This is a genomic window from Paenibacillus sanfengchensis (genome assembly GCF_036864765.1).
Classification (GTDB): domain Bacteria; phylum Bacillota; class Bacilli; order Paenibacillales; family Paenibacillaceae; genus Fontibacillus; species Fontibacillus sanfengchensis.
The window spans coordinates 424212-437770 of record NZ_JBAGJC010000004.1 but is presented as its reverse complement, the minus strand read 5'-3'; the positions used below and the strand labels follow the sequence as shown (position 1 = coordinate 437770).

The window sequence follows — 13559 nt, the reverse complement described above, 5'->3', positions numbered from 1 at the left end:
TCTTACGAGGTGGTTAAATTGCTGTTAAATTGGATTGTCGGTTTTTTGATTCCGTGGATCCCCGGAATTTTCTTGGTCAAACGGGACAAGAACGCGATGCTTATTGCCTTTCCTTCGGCCGGACTTATCTCGCTTCTGTTTAACGATTACGGGGTCTATAGAGAGTGGTGGATATTGACTCCGAAAGACATGGAATCCGTCCTTACTATTCCTTTTAACTTGGGCATATATCCCGTGGTCGCGTGCCTGATGCTCTACTGTATCAGACATACGAGTATTCACCCTGTGGTGATCGTCGCCTTGTCTTCCGCCTTGCTGACCGGTATGGAGCTTATCTTAGTCTGCCTGGACAGACTTCATTATGGAAAAGGTTGGAACGTAGGCTTGACGTATATTTCCTACATTGTGGCCCTAGCGTTGGTTTACGGATATTACCGGTTACATGGGTATTTTTTTACATCGCGGTCCCGGAGCGACAATCATTGATCCAAAAGCCGCCTGATTTTATTGGCTGGCGAGCAGTTCCCTGACGTCACGACGCATCGTTTGCGGAACTTCCCGTGTGGGACGGCCTATGCGAACGAGCATCTGGATGACTTCTCCGTCAGGGGCATACTCGCGGTGAATGCCATCGTACAGCTCCTTCATCTCCGGGTACTCCTCAAGCGCCTGGCTCAGCGGTTGCATCACCAGGCCCCTGCGGTGCGCTTCCAAGATTAAATTACCGTAAGCCATGCCGCTTTCAATCTGGCTTTTGCGGCTATTATCTTTCGAAAGAATCATAACATAGGCCGGCGTGCTGCCGACTGACTTCTCGGCCGATTGCACAAACCTTTCGCTCGCGGCTTGGCCGGTGTTCATCGAGGGAAATAACGTAACCAGCCCCTGCACCAAATACCGCATGAGCCCGCCGGTGCCCTGACCCTCGACGGAAAAACCGGACCGGTATGCATTTTTTTCACGTTCATTAGCGCGGAAAATATCGTCTGATTCCTCCATGACGCGGCTTACGCCCGCCTCGACAATGGCGGCCCTGAGCGCGTAACTTCCCAGCTTGCTTACGTTTGGCTCGCCCTGAAACACCTTTACGGTTACGCCGTTGTCCCCGCTTATGTCTTCGAGTGCTTTGATTTCGTCCACCGTAAGCCTGTCCGACCGATAGGCCGCTCTGTTCGTATCCGGCAGAAATAGGAAGTCATACAAGGACTCGCCTTGCCGATCGCTTTGTTCCAGCGTGACTCGGGCCACCGGTTTGGCGTCCATGCTGGCCCGCAAGTTCCGTTCATCGAATGCCCCGCCCGGAAATAAAGCGATGTCCGTAAGGTAGCCCAGTTGCGATCCGGCAATCCGAACGTTCTCCAGAAACGTTCCCTGACTCACCATCGTCTGCCGGGAGAGCGGATCCACCATATCGGCCAAGCGTTCACTATCGGCGTACAGATAGAACACGTTCGGATTACTGCCGTCAAGCTTGATCTTCCACGGCTGCATGTTATGTCCGCTGGCGGCGAGCAGACCGTGAGCGGACAGACGAACGCGCGGGTCGCCAGATTGCTGGGCAACGTTTTTTTGCCAAGGCTCCAAATACTTGGGCGCCACGAACGCCCCGCCGATCAGCAGCAATGCCGCAACAGCGATCAGCGCCAATATCCCGATACCGCCTATCGCCATCATCACGATTTTCTTCCCCCTTCTTCGGTTCATTGGAAGTTTCCTCCATGCCCGGCCCGAATGGACGAAATCATCAACGCGAACGATTCCGAAATCAATCCCTCGGCCGTTAGCCCGTAATAGTTGTTAATATACTTTTCTTTCTTGCCCGCCGTATTAAAAACGCCGATGATACAGGCCCATAATACCAGCGCTGTATTCGCGGGATCCAGATCCGCGCGAACGGAACCCTCCGCAATTCCTTTTTTCAGCAAGCCGATTAAAACACCCATGACTTTTTCGCCAAGCGCATAGCATTCTTCCCTGGATTCGTCAGGAACCCCTTTTTGGAAATCGCGTTCTCCGGTCTCGTATTCCATGATGGCTTTGAAATAATCCGGAAACGTGCGGCTGAACCGGTATAGCGTCAAGGACATCCGCTTGATTTCCTCAATCGCGTCCGTAAAATCCCCGCTCTCCATATCTTCCTGCAGCATGGCGATAAGCCGCTTGTAACCCCGAATCATGATTTCGAAATAAATCTGCTCTTTGCTGTTAAAGTAGATGTATACCGTTCTTTTGCTAAATTCCGCTTCTTTGGCTACGTCGTCCATGGTGGCATATGGATACCCTTTGGCGAAAAATACCCGCTCCGCCGCTTCGATGATATCATTCCTGCGGATTTCCTGTTCCTTCTGTCTGCGTTCCCGGCTTCCCAATAGACTCCCTCCCTCGTTTTTTGCATTATCATGCAGTAAAGTAAACTGTGAGTTTACTTTATTATATCCTCTTGACTGCGCTTGTCAATGAACCTATTTAGGATGTTCATGCAAGCATATTCCCGCGTAAGCTGCTGCCCCCACTTTCAAACGCAAAAAAGCCGCCGTTGCATCACAATGGATGCCCCCGCGGCTTTTTTTCGCAGACCATTCGTCCGTGCTTACAGACCGTAGATAGCCTTGTACTTCCCTTCCAGATAGTCGGCCAAATATTCGGGATTCAATTCCTCTCCGGTCACGCTCAAAATAATTTCGGCCGGCTTCAACGCTTTGCCGTGCTTGTAGATTTTGTCGGTCAGCCATTCCTTGATCGGTTTGAAGTTGCCTTCCTTCACAAACCCCTCAAATTGCGGCAGCTCTTTCTGGAGCGTGCGGGCAATTTGCGCCGCGTACATATTGCCGAGCGCATAGGACGGGAAATAGCCGAAGCTGCCGCCGGACCAATGCACGTCCTGCAGGACGCCAAGACCGTCGTTCGGCGGCGTGAGTCCGAGATAGGTTTTATATTTCTCATTCCATACTTTAGGCAGCTCGCTGATCGGGAGATTTTCGTTAAAGATCATCTTCTCGATTTCATAACGAATGATGATATGGAGATTGTAAGTGAGCTCATCGGCCTCGATGCGAATCAACGAGTTCTCCACCCGGTTCACGGCGCGATAGAAGTCGTCGACCGTTACGTCCTTCAACTGATCGGGGAAATGTTGCTGCAGGTCGGCGTAGTAGCGTTCCCAAAAGGCGCGGCTGCGTCCGACGAAATTTTCCCAGAACCGCGACTGGGACTCATGAATCCCCATGGATGTCCCCTCGCTAAGCGGGGTTCCGTTCAGTTCCTTGGCGACATTTTGCTCATACAGCGCATGGCCGCCTTCATGGAGCACGCTGAAGATCGAGCTCGTTACATCATCCTGCAAGTAGTTTGTGGTAATCCGGACATCGCCCTGATTCAGCGTAATTTCAAAAGGGTGCACCGACTCGTCCAACCGTCCGGCCTCGAAATCGTATCCGATCTGTTCGAGCAAATACCGCCCGTATTTTTCCTGCTGTGCTTTATCATACAGCTGATTCAGAAACGGAGCCTGCGGTTTATGCGGCGCAGACGTGATCTTGTCCACCAGTGGAACCAACCGGTCGCGCAGCTCGCCGAACACCTGATCCAGCTTTTTCACGGTCAATTCAGGCTCGTACATATCCAGCAAGGTATCGTAACGCGTTTCCTTCGGACCCCAATAATCAATGAATTCCTGGGTGAGTGCGACAATCCGGGTTAAATAGGGTTCGAAGCCGGCAAAATCCCCGTTCTCCTTGAAATCTTCCCAGAGCGTCTCGGCATGCGCCGTTAGCTCCGCGTATTCTTTGAATTTGTCCGGGGGAATTTTCACATTGCGGTCATACTCCTCTTTCACCAGCTTCACCAGGCGGCGGCCGGTTTCATCCAGTTCACCGAGGACGGTTTCGTGATGCAGGTAGCTCAAATACTCTCCCATTTCCTGAGAGGTTTGCAGCTTGAAAGCTTCCGTTGAAAGCACGCCGATCGTTTCCGAACGGGCTTCCGCTCCCTTCCGCGGCGCTCCGGTCCGCAGATCCCAATGCATCATCGCCACCGCTTCATGATAGCTTTTAATTTTCCGCAGTAGCTCTAGAAAGGATTTCCATGTATTTGCCGTTTGCTGCTTCATAATGGATCCCACCTCTATCCTCTAATTTTTCCATTCCTCTTGATGATACTTTTTACAAAACGTATAATCAAATTTTAAGACGGCCTTTTTGGTTTTTTCAAATGTTTTTCAGCAAAAATAAAGGAGATGTCGCCGATGAGAATTGAATTGGACTCGCGTGCGGAACATATGATCCGGGAAGCGATCGGGGATCAACCCGGTTTGATGCGGCTGGTCTATGATACGGAAAATTGCGGCTGCGGAATGAGCGGCGTTCCCAGTCTGCAGATTGCCCAAGAGCCCGGGCCCTATGATATCCCCATGGAAAATGACACCTTTCCCTTTTCCATCGACCGGATGCAGGCTGTCTTTTTTGAAGAACAGTTGATGCTTACCGCCGAGGAAAGCGGAGGAACATTCCGTCTGGACGGTGTCTCGCAGTTTTATAAGTCAAATATCCGGCTCACAGATCGCCGGCAACTGTAAAGTCCAAAATCGCGAAGGAGGAAGATCGTTATGAGTCAGCTACAATCCATTCTGGAGTACAATCGCACATTTGTTGCTAACAAAGAATATGAGGCCTATATCACGGACAAGTTTCCGGAGAAAAAAATGGTCATTGTCACCTGCATGGACACCCGGCTGGTCGAGCTCCTTCCCAAAGCCATGAACCTGCGCAACGGCGACGCCAAGATCATTAAAAACGCGGGCGCCGTCATTTCCCAGCCGTTCGGGAGCGTTATGCGGAGTCTGCTCGTGGCCATTTACGAGCTGAAAGCCCAGGAGGTTTACATTATAGGCCACACGGGCTGCGGGATGGCCTCGCTGAATTCCGAGCGTATGATCGATTCCATAAAGGAACGCGGCATTTCCCAGGACGTGCTGAGCACGCTGGAAAACTCGGGGATCAAACTAAAGAAATGGCTGCGCGGGTTTAACAACGAAAAAGAGGGGGTAATTCATACTGTGGAGATTGTGAAAAATCATCCACTGCTTCCCCCCCAAGTACCTGTTCACGGCATGCTCATCGACTCCACTACGGGAGAGCTTGAGCTTGTCGTGGACGGTTACGCCTCTCGAGGGGATGAATAGCCGATGAGTCATGATTTTAACGAGCGCACCCAGCGCCGGGGAACACGGTCCTATAAATGGGACCAGGGCGAGAAACTGTTCGGGGACCCCGATGTCCTGCCGTTGTGGGTAGCCGACATGGATTTCAAATGCGCCCCGGCGATCGTTCAAGCGGTAAACGAACGGGCGGCTCAAGGGATCTACGGATATACGATCCGCACCGAAGATTATGTAAAGGCGATTACGGACTGGTTTCAGCGCCGGCATCATTGGACCATCGATGCCAATTGGCTGACCGATTCTCCGGGCGTTGTACCGTCGCTCAGCATCGCCGTTCAAACATTGACCGACCCGGGAGATGCCGTTATCCTGCAGTCTCCCGTGTACAACCCGTTTTATGACGTGATCCTGAAAAACGGGCGCAGACTGGCGGAGAGTCCGCTTCTCCTGAAGGAAGGCCGGTATGAAATGGATTACGGCCGGCTTGAAGGCCTGATGAAAGAAGGCGCCAAGCTGCTGCTGCTGTGCAGTCCGCAAAATCCGGGCGGCCGGGTCTGGACCAAGGAAGAGCTTGTACGTCTCGGTGACCTTTGCGTCAAATATGATGTCAAAGTAGTGGCCGACGAGATCCATTGCGATTTGGTATTTCCGGAGCACCGTCACTTTCCTTTCGCTTCCCTATCGGAAGCTTATGCCGAAAGAACGGTCACCTGTCTGGCCCCTTCGAAAACCTTCAACATTCCGGGGCTGCAAACGTCGTTTACCGTCATTTCCAACCGGGAGCTTAAGCGGAAGTTCGATCAAACGATCGAGGCTCTGGGGATCGGATCCGTCAACTTTTTCGGTCCGTCCGCCACGATTGCGGCGTACGATAAAAGCGAAGACTGGCTGGACGCGCTGCTCGGTTATGTAAAAGCAAATCAGGAATTTGCGGTTCGGTATTTGGCCGAGCATCTTCCCGACCTGATCCCCTTTCCGTCCGAAGGTACCTATCTGCTCTGGGTAGATTGCCGGAAGCTGCAGCTCTCGTCTACGGAACTCAAGCGGCTCATGTACAAGGAAGCCAAAATCGCCTTTACCGAGGGCTCGCTGTACGGCAAGAACGGCGAGGGCTTCCTGCGAATCAATCTGGCTTGTCCGCAGGATTTCCTGAAGGAAGCGCTCGACCGCTTTACTTCGGCAGTAACTGCCCACAAAGGTGTATAAAGTATAAATAAGCGGAATGCAGATCAATGCATTCCGCTTTTTTTTGCCAGTATCCCATTTTCGTTCCATCAACCCTATAATGTTCCGTATCCCTACGGATAAGCAGGGAGCCGCAGAACGCGGACTCCCTTTGCATTACTTCGCTTGCTGGTCCTTTTGAAACTCATTCAGCAACCGATCAAGCTTCTGACTCAAATTGACCAATTCCCGGTCGGCCAGGCGTTTGTACACAGCGAGTTTATTCAGTTCAGACCGGAGTTCCTCGATTTTGCGGATCAACTCCAAAGCGAACACTCCTGTAAATTCAAATATCTATGCGATACGTCCGCTGTGCACTGGCGACCGTTATGCGGATCCCACTCCGGCATTGTCCGCACCAACCCAAAAGTGGTATTACATTCTTTCGACAGTTTCACCTAAATAACCTCCTAAAAAGAGATTTTATGTAAAATTTAAAAGACACCCTCGACGTTCATTCTCGTCTATTCCTTGTTGTCCGAGCCGGGCGCTTGATCCCTGAGTTATACATCCATATAATAGATTAGACCTACACCAAATAATCCGGGAGGAATTGCCCATGGATGTCGATATTCGCGAAGAGCTCGATCCCATTTTCGAAACGATGGGTCTAATCTATGTAAGCTGCCACGCCGAAAAACAAAAAACGGAAACCATGCTTGAATTGCCCTTATCCGCAACAAGCCGATCCTCGTACTGGATGAGGGAACGTCCGCCATTGACATGCAGACCGCTTATGAAATTGAAAGCCGGCTGCTCACGTTGAAGGATCTGACGCTGATTACGATCACCCATAATATGAGCGAAGACCTCCTCAAACAATATGATGAAATTTTTTATATGGAAAACGGCCAAGTGGCCGAAAGAGGGACCTTGCAGGAATTGCTTCGCTTCGATGGCGGTTTCAAACGCTTTTACACGTTGGAACGAGAGCAAACGCCACCCTCAACCCGGGAGGAACAGTTGCCTTTACCAGTGGCTTCCCCTTCATAACGCACCTTGCTCTCCAACGACGAAACGTTGTCGGGCGGCATACAGCGTCGGCTGAGCATGGCGATGGCGTTGATTACGAACCCCCGCATCCTTTTCCTGGGCGAACCGACGCTCGGACTCGATGTGCTTGCCCGGCGTGAGCTGTGGAACGCGATTCTATGCAAAAAGCCAAAAAAGGCTGCCGATTGAGGCAGCCTTACTCTATCATCCTTCGATCTTCATCACCCGGTCCACCCATCCCCGATAAAAGGAATGCTCGTGCGATACGACCAGCACGCTGCCTTTAAACCGGACAAGGGCCGCCTGCAATGCCTCTTTGGTTTCCGCATCCAAATGGTTGGTCGGCTCATCCAGAATCAAGAAATTACATGGCGAAAGCATCAGCCGGCACAATTTCACCTTGGACTGCTCACCGCCGCTGAGCGTTCCGATCGCCTGGGCGGCGAGCGTGGCATTTAAGCCGCACTGCGCCAGACTGCGCCGGATTTCCTTCTCCTGCATCCGCGGATATTGCTCGGCCATGTAGCGAATTGGGGTAAGCTTAAGGTCTTCCCAAACGAGTTCCTGCTCAAAATAACCGACCCGGACGCTCTCCGCGAATTGAAAGCGTCCGCCAATCGCGGGGATGCGCCGAACCAGCGTATTCAGCAGCGTCGATTTCCCGATACCGTTAAAGCCGGTAATCCCCACCTTTTCTCCGCCTCCGACCGAAAAACTCAGCCCCGGCAGCAGCGGCCGGTCATAGCCGATCCGAAGCCCCTTGACTAAGAGCGACAGCTCCCCCGCAAGCGGGAGCTCCTTAAAGAAGAAAGAGGGCTTATGGACAAAAGCCGGCGGGGCCAGCCGCTCCATTCGCTCCAACTGCTTGCGGCGCCCTTGGGCGATACGGCTGTTGACCCCGGCGATATTTTTGCGGATGTACGCCTCGGTCTTTTCGATCTTCTTCTGCTGTGTGTGATATTGCCGCAGGTAATCCTTGCGCAGATGCTCCTTCTGACGAACAAAGTCGCTGTATTTGCCCGTATATTTCCGGATCGTTTCAAACTCGATGTCACAGATACAAGTCGTGACTTTGTCCAGGAAGTTGAAATCGTGGGAGACCAGGATAAACGCGCCGCCAAAACCGGACAAGAAGCCGGACAGCCAGTCCACATGCTCCTGATCCAGGAAATTGGTCGGTTCATCCAGCAGCAGTACATCCGGCTGCTCCAGCAGCAGCTTGGCGAGAATGACCCTCGCCCTTTGCCCTCCGCTCAGCTCCCGGATCGGCCGGTCAAGGCCCATAGCCTGAATGCCGAGCCCTTGGGCCACCTTATCAATCCGGCTGTCAATGGTGTAAAAGTCTCCTCCCTCCAGCTTCTCCTGAATCTTGGCCGCCTGCTCCAGCTTGTTATATTCGCCGGAAGCGGCCATCTCCGCATAGAGCTCGTTCATTTTATTCTCCAAGGCATACAGCTCGGCGAAAGCCGTTTTCAAATACGCCCGGATCGTATCCGTTCCCCGAATTTCGGCGTGCTGATCCAGATGACCTACCTTGAGGCCAGGCTGCCATTTCACCGTTCCGGAATCCGGAATCAGCGCCCCGGTCAAAATTTGAATCAGCGTGCTTTTTCCCGCTCCATTCTGGCCGACGATGCCCATATGCTCACCCTTGAACAACTGCAACCCGGCATTCCGGTACAGGGTTTTGTCCGCAAACCGGTGCGTCAAATCGTAAACTCCCAATAAGCTCATTCTTTATTCCTCTTTTCCATACATAATAAAAAAAGAGCAGAAAACCGCGCGTCATCAAGACGCCGGCCCTCTGCTCTTTCGGTTGGCTGCCACGGGAAAGATAGGCAAAGCCCCGAACCAAACACAAAGGGCCACGGACAAAGCATTGTCCATGGCCCTTTAATCAAGATAAGCACCGGGTTATAGCCGCACTGAAATAAGCGTAACGATTTCTACGCTTTTCGCGCTAAGCCATAACCCGATGAATACGGGAATCTAGGCGATTCCCCGATTAAGCTCCGCACAATGCTTCATCGTGAACAGTTGTACGGAGCGGAGTTTTCTAACCAGTTTGACAAGACGAATATACATCGCTTAAACACCTGCTTTTTCCAAAAATACGCCTTTATCATACCACAGAAGTTCCGATTTGGAAAAGAGAGCCCGAAAGGAACCTTGGGCCGGCCGCGGAGCGAGGCGGCGAAAAACGCCGTTTTTCAGGCGACGCTTGAGTTGATCGAACAGGCCGGTTCCCCCGGTTTGACGATCGATGCGGTTGCCGCCCACGCCGGGGTAAGCAAAGCAACCATTTACCGGTGGTGGCGGGACAAGACCATGCTGGTGCTAGAAGTGTTTCTGTCGCTGCTATCGCCTTGGGTGGATTTTGACGAAACCTTGCCGGTCCGGGACAACTTTATCCGCCAGTTAAAAGGGATGGCCGCTTTGTTCGATCAGCCGCTGGGCCGTTCCGTACTGTTCATGATCGCGGGCAGCGAAGCGGATTCGCAGGTGGTGGAGGGCTTTCATTCCTCCTATCTCAAGCCGAAGCGAAATGAAGCCAAGACATTCCTTGAAGCCGGAATCCGCAGCGGCGAGCTCCTCCCCGACATTGATTTGGACATTACGCTCGACCTGATCTATGCGCCTGTATATCATCGTTTCCTGGTGCACAAAAACACGCCGGACAGCACCTATATTGAGAAGCTGGTCGATTGCGTATTGAACCCTTTTACCTGCGATAGCAAAAAGCGGCAGCAGGGCTTATAACCCGGCCTCCGCTTTTATTTTCTTCAAGCCTATTAATTCAGTCTGTGCACCATCTCGTATTTGTTTCCGCAAGGATCTTCGAAATAGAAGGCATAATAGGTTGGACTGATGGGAAAAAGCTGCGGACCGGCATTAATCGTTCCCCCGCTCTGTTTGACCCGTTCGGCGATGCGATCCACTTCCTCCCGGTCGCTTGCCCAAAAGCCGATCAGGTTCCCGTTCGGCCGGTGTTCCGGGTCCTCGGTAATGGCAAAGTAGGGTACATCCGGTAGATTGCCCTCCCCGGCAAACACCTTCCAATCGGCACTATGATAAGTTTGCGTAAATCCCAACTCGGGCAGCAGACTTTCGTAAAAATGCGCAACCGCCTCCCAACGCTTAACCCTTAGATCGATATGACTGTATTTGTTCATCTCGTAACCCTCTCCTTTTTCGCTTTTATAACATATCGCGCTCCGGCTTCAATCCCCTGACAAACAAATCGGTGCTGGATTCAATAAACTCCGGAATGGAAAACCGGGACATCGCCGCTCCCCCTAGCAGCCGGGACATAAACGCCCCATAGTTCACCCACATGAAGTGAATAGCCTGGTCCTCCGCATCCGTTTGCATGATTTCTCCTTTATTCTGCATGTCCTGAAAATAATTCTTCAACAGCTCAAACAGTGCCAAAGGATGCTTCTGTGCGTTTTCGCGTATGTCCCTCAATTCTTCGTCCCTCAAAACAATCAGGAACAACTTGCGGTTTCGATCCATCATTTCATGATACACTCGACCGATCATCATCAGATCCGCTTTCAGATCCCAAAGGATGTTCTCTTCAAAAATTTTCGTCATCTCGACGGAATAATGGTAACGGTCAATTGCGCTTTCCAGCAGCTTCATCTTGCTGCCGAAATTCCGGAACAGGGTCATCTCGCTAAGCCCGGCGGCTGCGGCGATTTCCTTCGTCGACACGCCCTTGTACCCTTTTTCGGCCATCAGCTCAATGGCCTGGTTCATTAATTTGTCTTTCGTTTCGTTAACAGATGATTTGGTTGGCAAAGAGGATCCTTCCTTTAGTTTGGTTTGTTTTATTTGTCTGTTATCAATGTTTGTTAGTGCTCACTATCATAAAATATATGATCTGCATCCAAATGTCAATATATTCTTCCACGATGTCCCGCCGCATTTGGCTCGCTTTAAAATTCCTGCAAATCCGCAGGCTTTTTCCCGCGTTTCGGGCGAAAATTAAAAAAACCTGCAAATCTGCAGGTTTTTCCGGCATGACAAGCTAAATCGGCGAATTGTCCCGAAAATTGTTGCAGATTTGCAGGAATTTCCTGTCCCCAATCGTTCGGATTAAAAAATTCCTGCAGATCTGCATCTTTTACGTTCAGGCCACGCTTTTTTGTCAGCTCTCGGTTCAAGTCGTCACCCTTTTCGCCCCTCTACCTTTACACCTGTTCGCGCTTTACTCCTGATCATCTGCAACCTTTTCACGCATTACAAACCTATCCGTACTTTACTCCTGTTCACACCGGACTCCTGTCCGTCTTTCCTCCTGTTCGTACTACCCATGCCCGCTTTACGCCTGTCCGTTCTGCACCTGTTCGTACCTATACCAAAGCTCCCGGAAGTCCGCCCAGCCCCGCGAAGTGAACGCTACGCCTTCCAGCGACGAATCGTACGTAATATCGATGATTTTATGAACGAGGAACAGCATGGCTCCCTCATCGGCAAAGTACTGTTCCATCTCCTTGTACTCACGGAAACGCGCCGCCGGGTCTTCTTCGTTTTTGAGCCGGTTGACGTAGGCCTCCAGCCTGTGCCTGTGCTCGGGATCGAGGAACGGATAGATGAACCCCCATTCGAACAAAAACAAGTCAAACATCGAAATCACGCCTTCATGCGGTGTCGCCTCAAAGAGGAGCATATCGGTTTGCCGGAGGATTTCCGGATTCGGGACGTCGGCCCAATCCAGAATTTGCAGCTGAATCCGCACCCCATAGCGGAGCAAGGTCTCGCGAATGCATGCGGCATCCGGCTCATGCCGGTGATACGTCGTAAGCACCAGCGTTTCTCCCAGGTATCCCGCGTCCCGCAGCTCTTGTCCCCAATCTACCGCGGATGGCAAGGTACTCGCGTTCTCATGCCGCGCCCTGCCCGCCGTCTCGCTAAAAGGAAAGCCGCTGGCGATCCCATGCCGGATCCCGCCCAACGCCAGCAAGGCCTCGCGGTCGATCATCCGGTCGAGGATCCGGCGAAACGACTTGTTCTGAAGCGGGCCTTTCTTGCGCATGTTCAGCGTCAGCACATTCGTTCCGGAATACCGGGCTTCCGACTGGCCCAACCGGGTGGGAAACGGCGGAAGCTGCCCTTCCCCCAAATTCATAAACAACTGCCCCGATCCGTCCAAGCTCTCCTTGAAATATTCCGAGACCCGGACTACCTCGATCCGGTCCAAATGAGGCCGGTAACCGAAGTAGGCATCGAAGGCGGACAGAATACAGTGGTCCGGTGTTATTTTTTCGAGGACAAAGGGTCCCGTCCCCACCGAAAATCTCACGAAACCGTCGGAAATCCCGGATGTATCCACCACTGAAGCGGGAGTGAAGGCGACAAAATGCAAAAACAAGGCATTAGGACGTTTCAGCCGAAACAGCAGAGCATGCCTCGATTTCACTTCCATCACGTCAATATCGTCCACCACCCAGCGGTGCGGAGAGTCGAACAGCCTGGAGAAGGATTGCTTCACCGCTTCTGCCGTTAGAGGCCGGCCATTGTGGAAAACGACGCCTTTCCGCAAATGAAAAAGCCATTCGGTATACGATCCATTGGTTTCCCAGGCGTGGGCCAAAGCGCCCGAGAAGGCTTCGCGGTCCGCGTCGTATTTCACCAAAGTATCGAACGCTTGCATAATCAAATGCGCATCCGAATCAAAGATCACCCGGGTGGGATCCAGCGTCGTGATCGTCCGGTAAATCGGAATGACGAGCGCATCCTTGACTTCCTGATGGGGGGCTTGAAGTTTTTTGTAGCCGAAAAAAGAGTTCACCCAACCCACCAGGAAACGATCGGCTTCCGTCCCTTCACCAAACTCCTTCACCAGCTCAAGAGCTTCGCTAATCGCCTGCTCCTTCAGAAGCGCCTCGGTTTTCTGCAGCAAAAACGAATCGAATTCCCGGTAAAAAATCAGCTTCGACGTATTCCCGCGCCCCCTCCCCGGTCTGAAATCCAGCAATCCGTCTTCGACCAGCTTGTTCACAATAAGCTTGACGTTGCGGAGCGTACAAACAAAAATTCCGGCCAGTTCCTGGGAGGACACCGGGATCTCTTGATGATTGGGGCAGTGTCGATAGACCTGTCTTAATTTGAGAAAATAATAGTCGTTGGTTGAGAGCATCGAAAAAACCACCTCTACCCGATATTGTACCGGAAAGGG

At 52.0% G+C, this 13559-nt stretch carries 15 protein-coding genes and 1 pseudogene; 7 read left to right on the top strand and 9 right to left on the bottom strand.

Going from position 1 to position 13559, the window contains the following annotated elements; translation table 11 throughout:
• Window positions 1–18: 18 nt before the first annotated feature.
• A complete protein-coding gene (locus V4U84_RS11255; protein WP_334071287.1) occupies window positions 19–486 on the top strand; it encodes a CBO0543 family protein in 468 nt (155 codons plus the stop codon).
• An 18-nt stretch (window positions 487–504) separates the two neighbouring features.
• Here V4U84_RS11255 and V4U84_RS11250 read toward each other — a convergent pair whose 3' ends face one another.
• From V4U84_RS11250 to V4U84_RS11240, 3 genes are all read right to left on the bottom strand, one after another.
• Window positions 505–1704, bottom strand: a complete 1200-nt coding sequence (locus V4U84_RS11250) for an Acg family FMN-binding oxidoreductase (protein ID WP_334071288.1) — start codon at window positions 1702–1704, stop codon at window positions 505–507.
• A complete protein-coding gene (locus V4U84_RS11245) occupies window positions 1701–2369 on the bottom strand; it encodes a TetR/AcrR family transcriptional regulator (protein ID WP_334071289.1) in 669 nt (222 codons plus the stop codon). The genes V4U84_RS11250 and V4U84_RS11245 overlap by 4 nt, the downstream gene beginning before the upstream one ends.
• A gap of 221 nt (window positions 2370–2590) precedes the next feature.
• Window positions 2591–4108, bottom strand: a complete 1518-nt coding sequence (locus V4U84_RS11240) for a carboxypeptidase M32 (RefSeq protein ID WP_334071290.1) — start codon at window positions 4106–4108, stop codon at window positions 2591–2593.
• A 135-nt stretch (window positions 4109–4243) separates the two neighbouring features.
• Here V4U84_RS11240 and V4U84_RS11235 point away from each other — a divergent pair, with 135 nt between their 5' ends.
• The 3 genes from V4U84_RS11235 to V4U84_RS11225 are packed head-to-tail and all read left to right on the top strand — an operon-like array spanning window position 4244 to window position 6364.
• A complete protein-coding gene (locus V4U84_RS11235) occupies window positions 4244–4573 on the top strand; it encodes an iron-sulfur cluster biosynthesis family protein (RefSeq protein WP_334071291.1) in 330 nt (109 codons plus the stop codon).
• A 30-nt stretch (window positions 4574–4603) separates the two neighbouring features.
• The gene (locus tag V4U84_RS11230) at window positions 4604–5179 is read left to right on the top strand and encodes a beta-class carbonic anhydrase (RefSeq protein ID WP_334071292.1); all 576 of its coding nucleotides are present in this window, start codon (window positions 4604–4606) and stop codon (window positions 5177–5179) included.
• Window positions 5180–5182: 3 nt separating this feature from the next.
• The gene (locus tag V4U84_RS11225; RefSeq protein ID WP_334071293.1) at window positions 5183–6364 is read left to right on the top strand and encodes a MalY/PatB family protein; all 1182 of its coding nucleotides are present in this window, start codon (window positions 5183–5185) and stop codon (window positions 6362–6364) included.
• Between the two features lie 135 nt (window positions 6365–6499).
• Here V4U84_RS11225 and V4U84_RS11220 read toward each other — a convergent pair whose 3' ends face one another.
• Complete coding sequence (locus V4U84_RS11220) at window positions 6500–6649, bottom strand: aspartyl-phosphate phosphatase Spo0E family protein (RefSeq protein WP_334071294.1); 150 nt, start codon at window positions 6647–6649, stop codon at window positions 6500–6502.
• A gap of 456 nt (window positions 6650–7105) precedes the next feature.
• On the opposite strand from V4U84_RS11220, the gene V4U84_RS11215 reads away from it, so the two are divergent.
• Complete coding sequence (locus V4U84_RS11215; RefSeq protein WP_334071295.1) at window positions 7106–7375, top strand: hypothetical protein; 270 nt, start codon at window positions 7106–7108, stop codon at window positions 7373–7375.
• Between the two features lie 21 nt (window positions 7376–7396).
• Window positions 7397–7549 (top strand): annotated as a pseudogene (locus V4U84_RS11210) (ATP-binding cassette domain-containing protein); the annotation flags it as partial.
• A gap of 30 nt (window positions 7550–7579) precedes the next feature.
• Here V4U84_RS11210 and V4U84_RS11205 read toward each other — a convergent pair.
• Complete coding sequence (locus V4U84_RS11205) at window positions 7580–9109, bottom strand: ABC-F family ATP-binding cassette domain-containing protein (RefSeq protein ID WP_334071296.1); 1530 nt, start codon at window positions 9107–9109, stop codon at window positions 7580–7582.
• A 435-nt stretch (window positions 9110–9544) separates the two neighbouring features.
• Between V4U84_RS11205 and V4U84_RS11200 the strand changes: the two genes are divergently transcribed.
• The gene (locus V4U84_RS11200) at window positions 9545–10135 is read left to right on the top strand and encodes a TetR/AcrR family transcriptional regulator (protein ID WP_334077195.1); all 591 of its coding nucleotides are present in this window, start codon (window positions 9545–9547) and stop codon (window positions 10133–10135) included.
• 32 nt (window positions 10136–10167) lie between these two features.
• Here V4U84_RS11200 and V4U84_RS11195 read toward each other — a convergent pair whose 3' ends face one another.
• The 4 genes from V4U84_RS11195 to V4U84_RS11180 all read right to left on the bottom strand — a co-directional run bounded on the left by V4U84_RS11195 (window position 10168) and on the right by V4U84_RS11180 (window position 13520).
• Window positions 10168–10548, bottom strand: a complete 381-nt coding sequence (locus V4U84_RS11195) for a VOC family protein (protein ID WP_334071298.1) — start codon at window positions 10546–10548, stop codon at window positions 10168–10170.
• 25 nt (window positions 10549–10573) lie between these two features.
• A complete protein-coding gene (locus V4U84_RS11190; RefSeq protein WP_334071299.1) occupies window positions 10574–11179 on the bottom strand; it encodes a TetR/AcrR family transcriptional regulator in 606 nt (201 codons plus the stop codon).
• A gap of 137 nt (window positions 11180–11316) precedes the next feature.
• A complete protein-coding gene (locus tag V4U84_RS11185) occupies window positions 11317–11544 on the bottom strand; it encodes a hypothetical protein (protein ID WP_334071300.1) in 228 nt (75 codons plus the stop codon).
• A gap of 158 nt (window positions 11545–11702) precedes the next feature.
• Complete coding sequence (locus V4U84_RS11180) at window positions 11703–13520, bottom strand: ABC transporter substrate-binding protein (RefSeq protein ID WP_334077194.1); 1818 nt, start codon at window positions 13518–13520, stop codon at window positions 11703–11705.
• Window positions 13521–13559: the final 39 nt, after the last annotated feature.